This is a genomic window from Olsenella sp. AGMB03486, from assembly GCF_040884255.1.
Lineage (GTDB): Bacteria > Actinomycetota > Coriobacteriia > Coriobacteriales > Atopobiaceae > Olsenella_L > Olsenella_L kribbiana.
Map to the genome: position 1 here is coordinate 1 of NZ_JBEVTM010000031.1, position 18498 is coordinate 18498.

Consider the following 18498-nt stretch of genomic DNA (forward strand, 5'->3'; position numbering starts at 1 on the left):
GTGTGTCCAAGCTCCTGAAGCAGGAACGCAGCGACCGTTCCCTCATGGCAGACAATCTCTGACACGTCTTCCGTGATCTGGTTCGAGACGCCACGGTCGTCGAGGATGCCAAGCACCGAGTGGTCGGGGCACCAGAGCATGCCGCGCTCGGTCACGACAGAGCGCGCTGCGAGAGAGAGTGCCGAGAACGTATGGCCCTTGGCCTCGGCCCCAAGCTTCCAGGACGTGCCTGCCACAAGCATGCGGCACACGAACCTGTCCTCATGAAGCACGAGCGAGCCACCGGCCTGCGAGATGGGCTCTGCAGATTCTGCCATGACACCGAAGACGCCGAGCGCATGGTCAGGACGCCCTCCCGAGACGCAGGTACAGACAAGGTCGAGCGGCTCTTCGCGCTCTCCTGCTTCCTGCCGTGCAAGCTTCACCGCAAGGCCGAAGTCCGTGTCATCCTTCATCCAGGGATAGCGCTTCTCAGGCAGAGGCAGGCTCCGCATCGTCTCGAGCGCCCCCTTGCCGACAGAATCCTCGTCGCCGCAGAAGAGGTCGGGCGCAATGCCTGTTGCGCAGAGCATCTCTGCGCCTTTATCTGCTGCAATCACATAGTCTGCTTCATGAGCAAGCTCTGCTACAAGCTCTGTGCTCGAGGGTTCGGGTGACCCTCCGACGATCAATGCCTTCACGCGTATCCTTCCCGCCATCCGTCCAGTCTTGGGCATTACGTGTCTTGGTGGCACAAATGCCAGCTATTGGGTACAGTTAATCCTGCTGGCTCGTGTGCAGGTACATCCTGCATCCTATATCTGAATACGACGGAGGCATACAGATGGCTCGCTATGATTATAAATGTCCGGCATGCGGCACAACGTTTGAGGTGGAGCATCCCATGTCCGCCCATCCGAAGGTAAGCTGCCCGAAGTGCGGCCATGAGGCACAGCAGGTCTTCGAGCCGTACGGCATCAACTTCAAAGGCTCAGGCTTCTACAACACCGACCAGAGAGACAAGAAGTAGTTCGATCCTGTCATAGATAAAGATGGAGCACGGCAGATGCCGTGCTTTTTCTTTGCCTCAATATGTTTATGCCTCCCGCTTCCATTGCTGGATGCGGGAGGCATATCTGTCTGATTCCTTGCTCTTTGCTACTTCCTCCTGAGGACGCAGCAGAAGTGCCCGTCGGGCCCTCCGAGCAGAGGGCTCGATCGGAAGAAGCCCTCGTCGGTGACAGGAAGCGCATCCTGCGCTTCAGGCCAGAGCACCAATGCCGGTGCCTTGCGCACATCCTCGACCGCAAAGCCCGCACCTGCTTCGCAGCTGAGGAAGCGCGAGACGATATCCTCGTCCTCTTCGCGGAGCACCGAGCAGGTCGCATAGACGAGCCTGCCGTGGGGCGCGACCTTGGCTGCCGCAGCCGCAAGAAGCGCGAGCTGGAGCTGCGGCAGCCCTTCTGCACCCTCCGCATCAACAGCTGAAGGCTCGAGCGACCAGGAGATCTCGGGATGGCGGCGGAGGGTACCGGTGCCTGAGCACGGTACATCGACGAAGACCGCGTCGAATGTTCCGGACAGCTCCTGCGGGAGATTCCTTTCCTCGCCGAGTTTTGTCCCATCGAACGCGATACAGCTCGCGCGTCCATCCCAGCCGCCCTTGGCAAGGCGTTCTTGGGCAAGCTTCGTCTTGAACTCCTCGGAATCGAGCGCGACGTAGCGCGTCTTGTCTGCCTTCACGCCCTCGCGTTCTGCCAGCATCTTCTGCGCCGAGAGCAGAAGGAGCGTCTTCGTGCCCCTTCCCTGTCCGATCTCGAGCATGCTCTCGCCTGGACGCGGCGCCGCGATGAGCGCAACCTCCTGGGCGGAAAGATCTGCCGGCACGGCTGAGACCGCACCGACAAGGCCCGAAGCGAAGAGCTTCTGCGGGTGCCTGAGCTCGAAAGCGCCTGGCAGGCCCCGTGCCTCCGGGGCAAGGCCTGCCTCCGTGAGCTTCCGCTCAAGCGCAGAGGCATCGGTCACGCCGAGATTTGCGGCTACATAGACCGGTGCCGGCTCCGCGAGAGAGGAAAGCGCCAAGATGGCCTGAGGCATGCCAAGAGAGGAAGCGATCCTTTCGCAGAGCCATACAGGCTGGCCTGTGGCACATGCCAGATCTTCTGCCTTTGCCGCCTCCGGTGCATCCGCAAGCTTTGTCTGCGCTTCATGGCAGGCCGGCACATCCTCTTCGAGGATGCGGTGGAGGACCGCATTGGCAAGCCCTGCTGCCTTGGGGCTCTGGGAGCGCACAAGCTCGACGCCCTGGCTCACGGCAACGGCAGCCGGCGTCTTCATGAACAGGAGCTCGAAGGCAGAAAGCGCCAGGGCATCTTTCACCTTGGGCTCGAGATGCCCTTTGCGGGAGAGATGCGAAGAGATGGCAGCATCGAGCGCACCTCTTGTCTGGACGCAGCCAAGCGCCAGCCTCGAAGCGAGCGCCCGGTCCTCAGGCGAGAGCTTCTCGAGCACAGGAGAGGTGCGCATGAGGTCGCGCAGGCGTGCAGAGCGCCTCCTCTGCTCAGAGACAAGCGAGAGCGCTGCTGCACGGGCACGAGAGAGCTTCGTCTTCCTGCCTGTCACGAGAGATGCTCCCAGGTGAGCTCATCTGCATGCTGGCCACGTGCCCAGGCAGAGGCCTCCATCTCGCGCTTGCCATCAGGCTTCACGGAGAGCGCTGCAAAGGCACCCTCGGCGCAGCCGAAGAGCACCTTGCCGCCGGCAAGCTCCACCTTGCCCTGAGCCACAGGAGCATCTGCCGGCTCTGCCTTCATGATGCGCAGACCCTTGCCGGACACCGTGAGACGTGCCGGCGCTGCATCGCTCGAGGCCTGGACGCGATGGAGGTTCTGGGCAGCAGAGTCTGCCGGATCGAGACGCATCTCTGCCTTCGTGACCTTCGGGGCGAACGTCACAAGGCTCTCGTCCTGCTTCGTCCACTGAGCAGTCCCCGCTTCGATCTCCTTGAGGGCAGGCACGAGCTCTCTCGCGCCAAGCTCGCCAAGGGCCTGCGTGAGCTCCATGTCGCCCATCGTGCCCACGGGCACGGATGCCTGGCGGCAATAGTCGCCTGCATCGAGGTCGTGCACGAGCTTCATGATCGAGATGCCGGCACGCTCATCTCCTGCGAGGATCGCACGCTGGATCGGGGCGGCGCCACGCCAGCGCGGCAAGAGCGATGCATGTACATTGATGCATCCGAGAGGTGCAAGCGTGAGCACTGCATCCGGCAGGATGCAGCCGAAGGCAGCGACGACGATGATGTCAGGGGAAAGGGACCTGAAGTGCTCAATGGTCTCTTCTGTCATCCGCTTGGCCTCAAGGACCGGGAGGCCGAGCTGTGCAGCCTCTGCCTTCACAGCAGAGGGCTCCAGCTTCTTGCCGCGCGAGCGCACAGCATCAGGCCTTGTCACGACCTCGACGACGTCGAACGCCTCATCGAGGGCCGCAAGCGATGGCACCGCGAAATCGGGGGTGCCCATGAAGATGATGCGCATGCCGATCACTCCGCCACATCGCCCGGACGGGCGCCATTGGCCAGTGCCTCGTTGTAGGCACGAAGGGCCTTGACCTTCTTCATCGGCGAGAGATGATCGACCATCGTGATGCCGTGGACATGGTCAATCTCATGCTGCAGGCACACGGCAAGAAGGTCTCCTTCTGCCTCGTACTGCATGAGCTCGCCGTCGAGGTTGTAGGCATGGACGATCACATGGGACGGACGCTCCACATCGACCGAGATGCCCGGGAAGGAGAGGCATCCTTCGCTGTAGCTCCTCATCGGGCCATCGGCCGTGATGACCTTGGGATTGAGAAGGACGTAGGGGTTCCTCTTCTTGCCGACATAGTCGACATCGATCACGACGATCTGCTTCATGACGCCGATCTGGGGACCGGCAAGGCCGCAGCCATCTGCAGCGTACATGTCGTCGAGCATGCGCTCGGCAAGCTTCTTCGTCTCAGGGCTCACGATCTCCTCTTCCGTGAGCGGTGCGCACTCCTCCTCGAGCCTTGGGTCGGGCGAGAGCACGATATCTTCAAGCAGCTCCTCTTGCTTCTTGCTAGCCATGATTCTCCTTATGGTCGGGAGCAGCAGCTGCTGCTCTGGCTTGTCTTTACAATCCTCTATAGTACCCAGCTCTCAGATGAGGTCGTAGGCATCGATATCGATAGCAAGGCTGACTCCATGCGGTTTCCGCAAGCTGGCAACGGCATCTGCGAGAAGCCTTCCGGCATCTGCCTCGACCGGCGACTTCACGAGCACATGGCGGCGGAAGCGGTCCTCGACCTTTGCCTTCACGCAGTCGGCAGGGCCAAGCACCTCCCAGCCCGATTGAGATCCGATCTTCTTCCTCACCGCTTCGGCGCACTCGATGCTGAGCTCGCGCACCTGGCGGGCATCCTTGCCCCAGAGCACGATGTTCGAGAGCCTTGAGAATGGCGGATAGTGGGCCTCGGAACGTGCCTCGAGCTCGCACTCGACAAAAGTCTCCTTGTCGTGGGTACGCACTGCCTCGATGGCAGGATGCGTTGCCCAGTAGGTCTGGATGATGACCTTTCCTGGATCCTCGCCTCTGCCAGCACGTCCTGCCACCTGCTCAAGAAGGTCGTAGGTGCGCTCGGCTGCACGGAAGTCCGGCAGCTTCAGGGTCGTATCCGCATTGATGACAGCAGCGAGGGTGACCTCGGGGAAGTCCAGCCCCTTTGCAATCATCTGGGTTCCCACAAGCACGGCACATTCCGCATTGTCGAACTCCTCCAGGAGCGCCTCATGCGCTCCTTTGGCCTTCGTCGTGTCGGCATCCATCCGCACGACGGTGACATTGTCCGGAAGAAGCGCTCTGAGCTCGTCTTCGACACGCTGCGTCCCGACACCGAACTGTGCAAGATAGCGCGATCCGCAGTTCGGGCAGCGCGTTGTCGGGTCGGGATAGGCCTTGATGGGCCAGCTCCTGCCGCAGCTGTGGCACATGAGCGAATGCGTCCGCTCGTGGTAGGTAAGCGCCGTCGCGCAGTGCGGACACTCCGGCACACAGCCGCACTCGCGGCACATGAGGAAGTTCGCAAAGCCGCGGCGATTCAGAAGAAGGACTGCCTTCTGCTTCTTCTCTGCGACCTGATCGAGCGCCTCCTGGAGAGGCTCAGAGAAGATCGACTTGTTTCCGTGCGAGAACTGGCTTGCCATATCGACGATCTGGACAGCCGGAAGCTCTGCTGTGCCCGGGCGCTCCGGCATCTCGACCCTTGTCCATTGGGCTCCGCGGAAGCTTCCTTCCCGGCAGCGCCACAGGCTCTCGAGCGAAGGTGTGGCAGAGCCCAGGACGAGCGCCGCTCCCCTTCTCTTTGCAAGCTCTGCGGCGACCTCGCGGGCATGGTAGCGCGGAGCCGAATCCTGCTTGTAGGAAGCCTCGTGCTCCTCGTCGATGATGAGAAGGCCCAGATCATGGACTGGGGCGAAGAGCGCTGAGCGGGCACCGACAACGACCTGTGCAATCCCTTTCCGGGCAAGGTCCCACTGGTCGTATCGCTCTCCCTGCGAGAGCCGCGAATGGAGGACTGCCACCTTGTCGCCAAAGCGGGAACGGAAGCGTCCCACGGTCTGTGCCGTGAGCGAGATCTCAGGCACAAGGACGATGGCAGAATGCCCCTCTGCGAGCGTCTTCTCGATGGCCTCGAGATAGACCTCGGTCTTGCCCGAACCTGTGACGCCGTCGATGAGGACAACATCTCCTGCACCTTTGGCCTGAGCTGCTGCGATGACAGAAAGGGCTTTCTTCTGCCCTTCTGTCAGATGCTCGGGCCGCTTGGCCGAGGCAGAGGAGAGCGTCGTCTCCTCAAGCTCTCTGAGCTCACGCTCCTGGAAGATGCGGACAACACCTTTTGAGGCAAGCGTGCGGATGGCAGAAGAGGCTCCCGGCAGGAGCGCCTCGAGCTCGGCGACACGGCAGGGACCTTCAGAGAGGGCTTTCAGGACCCCTTTCTGCTTCGAGGCGTTGGCACGCGGCACGAAGGCGGCGGCATCCGGTGCAAGCTCTGCCCAGCGCACATCGCGCGGCCCTGCAGCATGCTGGACAAGCTCCCAATGGCCCGTCTGATCGTTCTTCCTGACGCGCACGGCCTGTCCCGGTGCCAGGAACGGATGCACCGCATCGGCCAGGGTCGAGGCATAGCCCTCCTTGATCCAGCGGATGAGCCCCGCCGACACCTCATCGAAGGCAGAAGGCGCCAGCACCTGCTCGAACATCTTGAGCTTGCCGGCATCAAGGCCACGCGGCGGTTCTTCAGAGGCACCCAGGATGTAGCCTATGGCCTTCCTGCCCGAGAACGGGACGAGGACGGTCATCCCGACAAGGCCCGATCTCACTGCATCGGGATCTTCTCCGAAGGAGGCCGCAACCTCAGGCGGCACGGCATAGCTGAAGCAGCCATCGAGCGCCCTTGTCGGGATATCGAGTGCTACATCAGCAAACCACATGGATATATCTGCCTTTCAAACGTCTCCGGCGCATCTCAGCCTCATTGTCTCATAGCAGGCAATCTTGCAGCACGCCGGAACATGGAGCCAGCACATTCTGCAAGGCTAGCTCTTCCCGCCGTCTGGCCCTTCCTGATGCGCAGCGATATCGTCGAGCATCATCTGCCGGAGCGTCTCATCTGCTTCCGGGTCCTTTCCGGACGCTCGCGGCACGGGACGATGCGGCCTCTTGGCCTTGCCGATGATTGCAAGAACGATACCGATGATGATGGCAGCCACGAGCGCATAGCCCACCCATGCAACCGCAAGGCTCATGGATATCTCCCCCTTCAAGGCATCGTACCGTATAGGCTAGATGGCCCTTTTGTGCTCCATCTTATCTCAGCGAAGAGGGAGCCAGAGGATGCACTCCGCTCTCCTGGCTTCTTCGCCCCGCAGACAATCGATGCACTTTGCCAGGAAGGTTCCCTTCCGAGAGCTTGGCATGAGCATGACGACAGCATTCGTGATCTATGCAAAGAAGGTTGCACGGGAGCACCGCATACCCTTCGAAGTATCTGTAGACCCGTTCTATTCGGATGAGAACATGGCCCATCTCAGGGCCTCCATTGCATCGCTCGATGCTGGCCGCGGTCATCCGCATGACCTGAAGGAGCCCGATGAAGCTGAATAAGGTCTGGGCACCAGAGGCTTGTGAAGACTACGTTGCCTGGGAAACGCAGGACAAGAAGACGCTGAAGCGCATCAATGCCCTTGTCAAGGACATTGAACGAAACGGATGTGCACAAGGGATCGGCAAGCCAGAGCAGCTGCGTGGAGATCCCCCTTGATGGTGGTCTCGCCGTATTGACAGCAAGAACCGGCTTGTATATCGAATCGTTGGCATAGACCTTGAAATCGCTCAATATCAGTCACATTACGGCGATCGCTGAATAGCTGGAACAGCAAAAGGCACACGGCTGGATGCGCGTCATAAGAAAGGAGCCAGGGGATGCGCTCCCCTGGCTCCTTCGCCCTGACAGATATCAGATGATGCTATGCAAGCTCTGCAACGGCTGCCTTGAGCTCGTCTGTGCGGTTCGTTGCTTCCCACGTGAAGTCCGGGTCCTTGCGGCCGAAGTGGCCATAGGCTGCGGTCTTCTGGTAGATCGGACGACGGAGCTTGAGGTCGCGGATGATGGCGCCGGGACGAAGGTCGAAGACCTTCTCGACAGCGCGTGCGAGCACCTCATCGTCCACAGAGCCGGTACCGAAGGTATCGACCATGATGGAGAGCGGCTGGGGAACGCCGATAGCGTAGGCAAGCTGGATCTCGCACTTGTGGGCAAGGCCCGCAGCGACGATGTTCTTGGCAACCCAGCGTGCAGCGTAGGCAGCAGAACGGTCGACCTTGGTGGGGTCCTTGCCAGAGAAGGCGCCGCCGCCGTGACGGCCCATGCCGCCGTAGGTGTCGACGATGATCTTGCGGCCGGTCAGGCCGGTGTCGCCCATCGGGCCTCCGACAACGAAGCGTCCGGTCGGATTCACATAGATCTTGGCGGATTGCCACTTGATGCCGACCTCGTCGAGGACCGGGCGAATCACGAACTCGATCATATCCTCGCGGACCTGGGCGAGCTTCACGTCAGCGGCATGCTGCGTGGAGACGACGATGGCCGTGACCTCGACCGGCTTGTCGTCCTCGTAGCGCACGGTCACCTGCGTCTTGCCATCCGGGCGCAGATACGTGAGGGAGCCGGCCTTCCTGACCTCGGCAAGCTTCTCTGCGAGACGCTGTGCAAGGTAGATTGGCATCGGCATGAGCACGTCGGTCTCGTCAGAGGCGTAGCCGAACATCATGCCCTGGTCGCCAGCACCAATCTTGTCGATCTCGTCCTGGTCATTGGCGCGTGCGAACGTGCCGTCGACGCCCTGGGCGATATCGGGCGACTGGGAGTGGATGAGGTTCATGACACCGCAGGTCTCGGCGTCAAAGCCATACTTGGCGCGCGTATAGCCGATCTTGGCTACCGTGTCGCGGACAATCTTCTGCACGTCGACGTAGGCCTCGGTGCGGACCTCGCCCATGACGACGATGGTGCCGGTCGTCGTGAAGGTCTCGATGGCGCAGCGGACGTTGTCGACATTGGCAGCCTGGCCGTCGGAGTCGACGTAGCCCTGCTCCTGGAGCTTTGCCTCCTTCGCGAAGATGGCATCGACGATTGCGTCGGAAATCTGGTCGCACATCTTGTCAGGATGGCCCTCGGTCACTGATTCCGAGGTGAAGAGGTAGTTCTTGTGAGACATAACCAACCTTCTCTGAACGTCTTCGCACAGGCGCTCATAAAAAACAGAGCCCCTGTACCTTACCCAGGGACTCTGTGCACAAGACACGTATGCCCCCGTCTTCCAGGCCTTTGAGCCTGCCGAGAATTGGCACCCTTCCCTTGCGGGCGGGTTGCCGGAGCGTCATAGGGCTCGGTCCCTCGGCTCTGTGCATCCTTTCGAATGCCTCTTGACGAGCTGGCACGTACGATATGCCACTTTCGCAGTGCTGTAAATAGTCAGAGCGGTCTTTTTTGAATGAAATTCAAAAAATTTCAGCAAAGATCCTGACAGGCGCTCTGGACCCCCTGCTTGGTGCCGATGCCTTCGAGCACGATGCCCATGAGCTGGCTCGAGAGCTCAGATGTATCCATGAGATCCTCCTGGCCAAGATAGGAAGCGGCGGCGAACATGAACATGCCGATCAGGCTGTTCGCGACAAGCGATGTATTGACCTCGGGATCGACCGCCCCTTCCTTCTTGCCACGCTCGATCAGAGATTCGGTCAGCGCTGCAAGCTTGCCGTACCGATTATCCAGGCCGTTGACAGAGTCATAGCCACGGTGCATGAACTCGCCCAAAAGCGCTCCGAAGCCTGCACGGTTGCCGGAGAGCGCAATTGCGAAGGACTCGCAGATGTCCTGCAGCGCATCGACGGCAGACGATTCATGCGAGCTGATGTCTTCAACAGCGGAGATGATGCCCTGGCCGATCTCTTCGTTCACGATGGAGACGATCTGCGAGCGGTCCTTGAAGTAATAGTAGAGGGCGCCCTTCGACATGTTGCAGCGCGTGGCGACTTCGCTCATCTGGAAGTTCGTCGTGCCCTTCTCGTCGATGATCTCCTTGGCGGCATCGATGATGCGTTGGCGTGTCCTGGTGCTCTTGCGTGTCTTCATGCGCGAGCCTGCGGTCTTCAGCTGCTTCTTCTGTGACTGCAGCTTCTTCTGGATCGCTTCGTGGACCTCTATCGCTGCTGTAGCCGTAGCAGATACTGCATCATGCTTCGACTGTTCGCCTGCTTCTGCCATTCGTAAGGTCCTTTCTTCCCGCTTAGGCGGGCATGCAATTTGCGTAAAGTGTAGCACCATAGACAGATATTTTTGACCGTATTTCAAAAAGGGTGATAGGAACAGGCGCTTTTGTGCAATAGTGTAGCGTGTACATTTTTGAATCTTTCCTGCAAGTGAGGTACCGAAATCACTGGAGGCCCTCTTGAAGACCGTTTTCGCTATCTTCTTTCGTGATCTCAAACGGCTCATTCATAACCCTGCTGCCGTCATCGTGGCGCTCGGTGTCTGCGTGCTGCCTTCGCTCTATGCATGGTTCAACATCATCGCCAACTGGGATCCCTACAAGAACACGAGCGACATTGCAATCGCTATCGTCAATGAGGATGCCGGCGCCGACATCTCCGGCATGGGCTACATCGATGCAGGAGATATGGTCGTGGACGAGCTCAGCGAGAACACCCAGCTCGGCTGGAAGTTCGTCGATGAGGACACAGCAATGGACGGCGTGAAGTCCGGCACCTACTATGCTGCCATCGTCATCCCTTCAGACTTCACGAGCACGCTCGCAGGTGTCCTTGACGGAAAGACCGACAAGGCGCACATCCAGTACTACGCAAACGAGAAGGCCAATGCGGTCGCCCCGAAGGTGACCGATACCGGCGCCTCGACGATCGAGACCCAGATCGATGCGACCTTCGTCGAGACGGTCGGCAAGGTCGTCGGAGAGAAGATCGCTGATGCCGCAGGCAAAGCGAAGGATACGGTCGTCGACGGCTCCCATACCGTCGCGCAGGACGTCCGCGATGCGCAGGGGCTTCTTGACGGGCTCGACCAGGACCTGACAGATGCCCAGACGACGATCGGCACCTCGAAGGATGCGCTCGACTCTGCCGTCTCCATGCTCGCAGACGCCGACTCGGGAGCAGCCGATGCCGCCACGTCTCTGAGATCTGCACTCGGCACCCTGACCAATACCCGCTCTCAGGCCCGCACCTTGAACCAGCAGCTCGGAAACTCGCTCTTGAATGGTGCCGGCACGATCTCTTCCCTCTCGACGAATGCGAATGTCTCCATCGCCGATGCCGCAGCCGGTATCGAGCGTGCGCAGGGCAAGGTCGACAACGCGCTCTCTGTCCTCGAGGATGCAAACACCCAGACGCAGTCCGTGCTGAACCGCGTGAAGTCCATCCGCGACAGGATTGCAGCGCTCTCGCTTCCTGACAGCGTGACCTCAGACATCAGGGACCAGGTCCTCGCAAAGCTCGATGCCCAAATCGACAAGCTCCAGACGCTCGTCGACGACCAGACCGCCCGCATCCAGAAGCTCCAGGACCTCTCCGACTCCATCAAGAACGACACGGTGATTGCAACGGACCTCTCCTCATCCGTGAACACCGCCATCCAGGATTCCGCGACAGGGCTCCAGAACCTCGACTCAGACCTTCAGTCCCAGACCATGCCGGCACTCGACTCTGCGCTCGACTCGTTCTCCGATGTCGGCAACCAGCTTGCCTCGACGCTCGACGCCGTGACGCCGATTGTCGACCAGACAACCGCCCAGCTCCAGCAGCTCGAGACGACGCTTGACCAGACGACCTCGGTCCTCGACAGCACGAAGGACTCTGTCGCCACGGCCAAGAGCGACCTCGGCGTCCTTGCGGGAGACATCGACACGATCGCCTCCGCCGATATCGTGGAGCAGCTCTCGAAGCTCATGGACATCGACCCGGAAAGCCTCGGCGACTATCTCGGCTCCCCTGTGAACATCGTCGACAAGTCCATCTACCCCGTCATGAACTACGGATCCGGCGTCACGCCGTTCTATACGAACCTCGCGCTCTGGGTCGGCGGCTTCGTCCTCGTTGCCATCTACAAGCTCGAGGTCGACCATGAGGGGATCGGTGACTTCAAGCCCTGGCAGGGCTACTTCGGCCGCTGGCTCCTGCTGAACCTTCTCGGCATCGTCCAGGCGCTCTGCTGCTGCATAGGAGACCTCTGCCTCGGCATCCAGTGCCTCTCGCCTGCTGCCTTCGTCTTCGCAGGCCTCGTCGAATCCTTCGTCTATGTCAGCATCATCTATGCGCTCTCGATCGCCTTCAAGCACATCGGCAAGGCAATAGGCGTCCTTCTCATCGTCGTGCAGATCCCAGGCTCTTCGGGCACCTACCCGATCCAGATGATGCCCGGCTTCTTCCAGGCCCTTAACCCCTGGCTTCCCTTCACGTATGGCATCAATGCGATGCGCGAAGCCATAGCCGGCTTCTACGACGGATACTTCGCCTACGACATCTTCATCCTTCTCCTCTATGTCATCCCCTCCCTTGTCATCGGCGTGGGTCTCAGGCGCCACCTTCTCAACATCAACGCCCTCTTCGACCGCAAGCTTGCCGAGACCGACCTCATGGTCACAGAGCGCGATGGCCTGCCCGAGGTCCACTTCCGCCTCTCCACGATCATCAAGGCACTCGGCAACTCGAAGGAATACCGCAAGGTCTTCGGCGAGCGTGTCGCGAACTTCGAGCTCCGCTACCCAACCTATATCAAGCGCGGCTTCCTCGCGCTGCTCTGGGTGCCGCTCGTCCTTCTGGCCCTCATGTTCATCCTGCCCTTCCGCATGATTACAATCACCTGCTGGATCATCTCGCTCATCGTCGTGTGCACCTATCTCATCGTCGTCGAGTACCTGCACAGCCGCGTCTCCGAGAAGACCCGCATCGCGAACATGTCAAGCGAAGAGCTCTACCAGCTCCTCGACGACAACCTGAAGCAGGAGATGTTCACGTTCTCGCCGATCGAGAGCCTGAAGCTCTCCCGCAACATCGGCACGCATGGCCTCGATGTCCAACGCGGCGTCGCAGACGATACGGACAAGACGAGCATCCTTGAGCGCGGCCGCACGCTGATCATGCCGAGAGCGAAGCTCAGGAAGCTCGTGCATGAACGCGCAGAGGCAGCCAGGAAGGCAGATGCCGCCAAGAACACAGAAAGGCCAATCGAGGTCGAGCAGACCATCACCATGCACCTGCCCTCCTCGCACACGAAGGGAGATGATCGCCGTGCCTAGGTTCATGAAGGTCGCAGCCTATGATGCGCATAACGTGTTCAAGAACGTGATCTCCCTCGTCGTCTGCGTCGGCATGATCGTCATCCCCAGCTTCTATGCCTGGTTCAACATCTGGGGTTCGTGGGACCCCTACAAGAACACGGCCAACCTCAAGGTCGCCGTCGTGAACCTCGACGAAGGCTACACAAGCGATCTCATCCCCGTCGATGTGAATCTCGGCGAGCGCACGGAAAGCGAGCTCAAAGCCTCGAAGAGCATCGGCTACACGATTGTCGACTCAGAGGACGAGGCTGTCGAAGGCGTGAAGAGCGGCACCTACTATGCTGCTGTCGTCATCCCCGCCGACTTCTCAGAGCGCATGCTCACCTACTTCGCCGACAGCACAGACAAGCCGGAGGTCTACTTCTACCAGAACGAGAAGGCCAACGCTATTGCCGCCATCGTCACGGACAAGGCATCTGCTGCCGTGCAGAAGGACATCAACCAGTCATTTGCCAGCTCGCTCACAAGCGCAGCTGCAGGCGTCCTCGACCAGGTAGGAAACTACCTCAATTCGGACGATGTCCGGACGCTGGCAACGCAGCTCGATTCTGCCCTGGCACAGACGCAGAAGCGCCTGAGCGATACATCCGGAAACCTCCGCTCCTATGCTGCCATCTCAGGCTCAGCCTCCCAGCTTCTGGACCAGCTCGACTCCGATGGCTCGGGCACCCTCTCCTCGGCACTCGATGCTTCAGGCATGCTCCGCTCTGGCACAGACGGTGTCCAAAGCCTCTCCGATGCGCTCGACGGAGCGACGTCTTCCATCAACGACTCGTTCGCAAACTCCGCCTCCGACTTCGACAATGTGAAGAGCGCACTCGATAAGGCCTTCGATGCCGCAGCTGGGCACACGGACCAGCTTGTCGATGCCCTTACGCAGGCAAAGGGCACAGTCGATTCCCGTGTTGCAAAGCTACAGGATCTCTATGACTCGATGAATGGCACCGACGCGATCACGAAGGAATACCGCGACCAGTTCGAAATCGGCAGCTCCGAGTGGGAGATTGTGAACAGCTACACAGTCGAGATCGAGGGTCTGAACGCGAAGGTCAAGCAGGCTCTGGATGATGCCAAGCAGCTCGACGACGGGCTTGCGAAGGCTATCTCCGATATCCAGAACACCCAGTCTTCTGCCTCCGACGCAAGAACGACGCTCGACGGTCTTGTGGACCAGGCGAAGACGAGCATCACAAACATCTCCTCCGACTACGAGCAGGGTCTGCGCTCGTCGCTTTCGGACATGAACAGCTCGCTTCAGGATGCCGCCTCCAAGGCTGACGCAATGAAGACGCAGCTCGACAATGTGAGCTCCTCCCTCAAGGACACGGCAGCCACCGCCTCCAAGAGCATGGGCGATGTGCAGGGCTCGCTTCTCGATGCCGCAGACCAGCTCGACGGCGCAGCAGCCAAGCTCGGCGATATCCATACGCAGATCCAGGATGCCCTCGATTCGGGCGACCTCGACCAGCTGAGGACCATCCTTTCCGCCAACACCGAAGACCTCGCGAGCTTCATCTCGACACCGGTCTCCATGGACCGCACAGCCGTCTTCGCCGTTGCAAACAACGGCTCCGGCATGGCACCGTTCTATTCCACCCTGGCCATCTGGATCGGCGGCGTCGTGCTCTGCGCCCTTGTGAAGACAGCGCCTTCCGACCGGTTCCTGAAGAAAATCCATGCCCGTCCGACCGACTGCTACATCGGCCGCATCATCTTCTTCCTGATCATCGGCTTCTTCCAGTCGACCCTTGTCATTGCCGGCGACCTGTGGTTTTTGGGCGTGCAGTGCCAGCACCCCGTGCTCTTCTTCCTTACGGGCTGGCTCGAGTCCTTCATCTTCATCAACATCATCTACGCACTCACGGCCTCGTTCGGAGACGTCGGCAAGGCCATCGCCGTTGTCCTCATGGTCATCCAGGTTGCAGGTTCGGGTGGCACCTTCCCGAAGGAGATGCTCCCGGGCGTCTTCCAGAAGCTTTATCCGTTCCTGCCCTTCGTCCACGGTGAGGATGCGATGCGCGCCTGCATAGCCGGCATCTACCAGAACGACTACTGGTTCTGCATGCTGCGCCTTGCCTGCTTCATCATCCCTGCCCTCCTCCTGGGCCTCATCCTGAGGCGCCCGGTGATCCATCTCAACCACTGGCTCGAGGAGAAGCTCGAAAGCACGAAGTTGATGTAGACGCATCTCTAGCGTCTATACTGAATGCGCTAACCATGTACATATGGGCCCAATCGGGCCCCTGTCGAGAGGCAATTCTGTGGCAGATCAAGACCGTCCCGTCCGTGTGCGCTTCGCGCCCTCGCCCACCGGCAAGCTCCATGTCGGCGGCGCCCGCACCGCAATCTTCAACTGGGCATTCGCCCGTGCCAACCATGGCACGTTCATCCTGAGAATCGACGACACCGATCCGACCCGCTCCACCGAGGAGAACACCCAGATCATCCTCCGCGCCATGAAGTGGCTGGGGCTTGACTGGGACGAAGGTCCCGAGGTCGGCGGCGACTTCGGCCCCTACAAGCAGACCGACCGCATGGATCTCTACCGCAAGGCTGCAGAGGATCTCGTGAAGTCCGGCAACGCCTACTACTGCTTCTGCACGCCCGAGAAGCTCGCAGAGGACAAGCGCAAGGCACAGGAGCGCAAGGACCCCTTCCAGGGATACCAGCGCACCTGCAGGAACATCGACCCTGCAGAGGCACAGGCCAGGGTCAATGCCGGCGAGCCCCACACGATCCGCATCAAGGTGCCTCTTGACCGCGGAGACGTGGTCGTGCACGACGCCGTGCACGGAGATGTCGTGTTCGATGCGAAGGAGCTCGACGACTTCATCATCTTCCGCTCCGATGGCACGCCGACCTACAACTTCGCGACCGTCGTCGATGACTCCATGATGGGCATCACCCATGTCATCAGGGGCGACGACCATCTGTCGAACACGCCGCGCCAGATCATGGTCTACGAGGCCCTGGGAGCACCGGTTCCCACCTTCGCCCATATCTCGATGATCCTGGGTCCCGACGGCAAGAAGCTCTCCAAGCGCCATGGCGCAACGTCGGTCGAGGAGTACCGCGATGCGGGATACCTCTCCGATGCCTTCGTGAACTATCTGGCGCTTCTGGGCTGGTCTCCTGACGGCGAGACGACGATCGTGCCGAGGGACGTCCTTGCCAAGACGTTCTCGCTCGAGCATGTGAGCAAGAACCCCGCTACCTTCGACCCGAAGAAGCTCGACTCCATCAACCAGACGTACCTTATGGCAATGAGTGATGCGGAGTTCGCAGAGACCGTGCTTCTGCCGGAGCTTCAGAAGGCAGGCCTCGAGCCGGAGACGCCTCTTCACGACGAGGCCTGGTATGAGCTGCTTGCCTCGATCCTGAAGCCGCGCACGACCGTGACGCCTGATGTCGTGGAGAAGAGCCGCTTCCTCTATGAGGGAGAAGATCTTCCGCTCGACGAGAAAAGCGTCCAGAAGAACATCTCGAAGCCGGATACGAAGTCCTACCTCGAGGGTGCCCGTGCAGCCCTTGCCGCCCTCGACTCCTGGAAGGCCGATGATATCGACGCTGCGCTCGAGCCTCTGCCCGAGCAGCTCGGCACGAACAAGCGCAAGTTCTACGGAGCCCTCCGCGTCGCTGTCTGCGGCAACATGGTCTCCCCTCCGCTTGGAGAGTCCCTTGAGCTCATGGGCAAGGACATGGCACTTGCCCGCATCGACCGTGCACTTCCGCTCGCCCAGTAGAAAAAGTTTCGATACCAGATTCACGCCAGATAGCCTCCCATTTCCTCATCCGGAAATGGGAGGCTTTTTCATGCAGGGGCATCAGAGGACCAGACACTTCAATGCATCCAGCAAGGCAGGCCCTCTCCGGGAAGCTTCCGCTCCATCCTGGATTCTTTCCATCGGTTCCACCTGCGGCAGATACCAGCATCTCCAGCCCAATTCGCTGGCCATACTGGGGCGGACATCCGGACAGGGCATGCTAGCCGCATAGCCGCAGACCTCACTTGCTTTTCCGTTCTTTCAGCCAGCGCATGCAGACAATGATGATGAGGATATTTGCTACAAGCTGGACGATGCCGCTGATAACTCCGAACGACATGACTGTTGCTGCATAGATGTTCATGGCCTCTCCTCAAGATGTCTCATCTGTATAACAGATCTGCAGGTCACACTGCTACAAATACCAGGTATGGGATATAGAACGCTCGGTACTATGCTCAATCTGTATACCTGTATTTGGTTCGGTCCAAGCGAACGACATTATGCCATTGGCCGTGCCGAAGAACGATTTTGAGCTGCGTGAGCCACTTGCACCGAGCTGCGTCCAGCCTGCATAATTGATTGATGTACCTGAATGAAATGAGGTCACAGAGTTCAGGGAAATTGTTGAGCCATACTGTGCATCATATGTGCCATTCACCCGAAGCGTTAGCCCTGCCATACCTGGGCCAAAGTATTGGTTTTCAGTGTAATCGAAGTTCTGGGTAACAATCATCGGGGCACGACGAAGAACGGATGGCTCTGTGGGCACCGATAGGGATGTTGCAGACTCCATTTCAGCAAAGCTCCGCTCAGCTGCAGCCTTGCGAATCTCATTCAACGACTCCTCGAGCATATCCTGAGTGATGAGTGATGAATTATCATCATAGACGACTCTTGTCGTACCGCCATCCTTATCAAGCTCTTGCACTATTGCTGATATATATTCCTCATGAGAAACTATTTCGCCTTGAGGGCTCGCCAACGCTCGGACAGGACATACGCAGACTACAATGCCAAACCCAATCAGAAGAACTATCCAAAACAAATTCTTTTTCATGAAGACCATCCTCTATCGCGCTTCATGGAGTCGGACGATATGAACGGCGGCGCCATGTAGTGACGCCGCACGAGCTAAATGGCATCACGCGGCCTTCTTGTATTATGAAGCTCTGATTTCATAATGGTATCCATTCGTATTATGTATCTTGCTTTGAAGATATCTTTTCCGGAAGCTCTGGAAGCCGTCACAGATGACGGCAGACGGTATCTTCTATATATCTGAACGGCAGCGCAACACGCGCCCATAGCTTTCTGTAGCACAGCCGAAGTGCCTCCGGTGCGCCTGGTACCGGTTGCATAGAGGTCGCATTTTACGTCGAGGCCGTTGCGGAGGATCTGTTGAAAGTTACAACATATCCTCGAGGCGGGTACAGCTACAACAATCTTCACAAGCCTGTGCACCTAGTACAGAATCTTCCCATAAGAGGTCTTTGATAACGTCCGGGGCACCTTTCGCTAAGTCAAATCTAGAGGAAGACGGCGCAGGGCGGCCCCTAGCGGAGCCGCCTCTTCCACATCTGCATCGTTTCTGCACTACTAGCTGGCGCTATGCCGGATCTGCGCCCACACAACATGCCGAAGAACCTAACCCTTCCGCCCTGAGATACAGCCAAGAATATCTAGAGCAGACGCGATGACGAGAAAAAGGGTCATGGTCCAGAGACAATTCATACGACTCGGCTCATCGCCTAGATAAGCAAAGATGCCACCGACACATGCTGCGATAACCGCTGCCACTTGGAATAAATACTCTCT

The 18498-nt window shown here is 59.4% G+C and carries 15 protein-coding genes and 1 pseudogene; 6 read left to right on the forward strand and 10 right to left on the reverse strand.

Features of this window, described 5'->3' with window-relative positions; genetic code table 11:
* Positions 1-680, reverse strand: a 680-nt coding sequence (locus ABVS03_RS10825) for a thiamine diphosphokinase (RefSeq protein WP_368019118.1), incomplete at its 3' end; no start/stop codon positions are given.
* A gap of 143 nt (positions 681-823) precedes the next feature.
* Between ABVS03_RS10825 and ABVS03_RS10830 the strand changes: the two genes are divergently transcribed.
* Positions 824-1009: a zinc ribbon domain-containing protein gene (locus ABVS03_RS10830; protein ID WP_330971760.1), complete on the forward strand. Its 186-nt coding sequence runs from the start codon at positions 824-826 to the stop codon at positions 1007-1009.
* A 128-nt stretch (positions 1010-1137) separates the two neighbouring features.
* Here ABVS03_RS10830 and ABVS03_RS10835 read toward each other — a convergent pair whose 3' ends face one another.
* The 5 genes from ABVS03_RS10835 to ABVS03_RS10855 all read right to left on the reverse strand — a co-directional run bounded on the left by ABVS03_RS10835 (position 1138) and on the right by ABVS03_RS10855 (position 6808).
* Positions 1138-2601 (reverse strand): RsmB/NOP family class I SAM-dependent RNA methyltransferase, encoded by a 1464-nt coding sequence (locus tag ABVS03_RS10835; RefSeq protein WP_368019119.1) that lies wholly within the window; start codon positions 2599-2601, stop codon positions 1138-1140.
* The gene (fmt, locus tag ABVS03_RS10840; RefSeq protein WP_368019120.1) at positions 2598-3515 is read right to left on the reverse strand and encodes a methionyl-tRNA formyltransferase; all 918 of its coding nucleotides are present in this window, start codon (positions 3513-3515) and stop codon (positions 2598-2600) included. The genes ABVS03_RS10835 and fmt overlap by 4 nt, the downstream gene beginning before the upstream one ends.
* A 5-nt stretch (positions 3516-3520) precedes the next feature.
* Positions 3521-4087 (reverse strand): peptide deformylase, encoded by a 567-nt coding sequence (gene def, locus ABVS03_RS10845; protein WP_368019121.1) that lies wholly within the window; start codon positions 4085-4087, stop codon positions 3521-3523.
* A 72-nt stretch (positions 4088-4159) separates the two neighbouring features.
* Positions 4160-6493, reverse strand: coding sequence for a primosomal protein N' (gene priA / locus ABVS03_RS10850; RefSeq protein WP_368019122.1), 2334 nt, complete (start codon positions 6491-6493; stop codon positions 4160-4162).
* Positions 6494-6598: 105 nt separating this feature from the next.
* Positions 6599-6808, reverse strand: coding sequence for a hypothetical protein (locus ABVS03_RS10855; RefSeq protein ID WP_368019123.1), 210 nt, complete (start codon positions 6806-6808; stop codon positions 6599-6601).
* Between the two features lie 169 nt (positions 6809-6977).
* Between ABVS03_RS10855 and ABVS03_RS10860 the strand changes: the two genes are divergently transcribed.
* Together ABVS03_RS10860 and ABVS03_RS10865 are read left to right on the forward strand one after the other, a co-directional pair.
* Positions 6978-7166: a type II toxin-antitoxin system antitoxin, RelB/DinJ family gene (locus ABVS03_RS10860; RefSeq protein ID WP_330971766.1), complete on the forward strand. Its 189-nt coding sequence runs from the start codon at positions 6978-6980 to the stop codon at positions 7164-7166.
* Positions 7153-7425, forward strand: a pseudogene (locus ABVS03_RS10865) (Txe/YoeB family addiction module toxin). Before ABVS03_RS10860 ends, ABVS03_RS10865 begins: the two are co-directional and overlap by 14 nt.
* A gap of 103 nt (positions 7426-7528) precedes the next feature.
* On the opposite strand, the gene metK reads toward ABVS03_RS10865, so the two are convergent.
* Positions 7529-8779: a methionine adenosyltransferase gene (metK, locus tag ABVS03_RS10870; protein WP_330971767.1), complete on the reverse strand. Its 1251-nt coding sequence runs from the start codon at positions 8777-8779 to the stop codon at positions 7529-7531.
* A 293-nt stretch (positions 8780-9072) separates the two neighbouring features.
* On the reverse strand, positions 9073-9828 hold the full coding sequence (locus ABVS03_RS10875) for a TetR/AcrR family transcriptional regulator (RefSeq protein WP_368019124.1): 756 nt from the start codon (positions 9826-9828) through the stop codon (positions 9073-9075).
* A gap of 184 nt (positions 9829-10012) precedes the next feature.
* Between ABVS03_RS10875 and ABVS03_RS10880 the strand changes: the two genes are divergently transcribed.
* From ABVS03_RS10880 to gltX, 3 genes are read left to right on the forward strand one after another with little or no spacing between them, the layout of a single operon-like run.
* Positions 10013-12874: a YhgE/Pip family protein gene (locus ABVS03_RS10880; RefSeq protein WP_368019125.1), complete on the forward strand. Its 2862-nt coding sequence runs from the start codon at positions 10013-10015 to the stop codon at positions 12872-12874.
* Entirely contained in the window at positions 12867-15098 is a 2232-nt protein-coding gene (locus tag ABVS03_RS10885) for a YhgE/Pip family protein (RefSeq protein WP_368019126.1), read from the forward strand. The genes ABVS03_RS10880 and ABVS03_RS10885 overlap by 8 nt, the downstream gene beginning before the upstream one ends.
* Before the next feature lie 43 nt (positions 15099-15141).
* Positions 15142-16659: a glutamate--tRNA ligase gene (gltX, locus tag ABVS03_RS10890; protein ID WP_368019127.1), complete on the forward strand. Its 1518-nt coding sequence runs from the start codon at positions 15142-15144 to the stop codon at positions 16657-16659.
* A 262-nt stretch (positions 16660-16921) separates the two neighbouring features.
* Here the strand turns inward: gltX and ABVS03_RS10895 are convergent, their stop codons facing one another.
* Together ABVS03_RS10895 and ABVS03_RS10900 are read right to left on the reverse strand one after the other, a co-directional pair.
* On the reverse strand, positions 16922-17044 hold the full coding sequence (locus ABVS03_RS10895) for a hypothetical protein (RefSeq protein WP_368019128.1): 123 nt from the start codon (positions 17042-17044) through the stop codon (positions 16922-16924).
* A gap of 51 nt (positions 17045-17095) precedes the next feature.
* A complete protein-coding gene (locus tag ABVS03_RS10900; RefSeq protein ID WP_368019129.1) occupies positions 17096-17740 on the reverse strand; it encodes a hypothetical protein in 645 nt (214 codons plus the stop codon).
* Positions 17741-18498 lie beyond the last annotated feature (758 nt).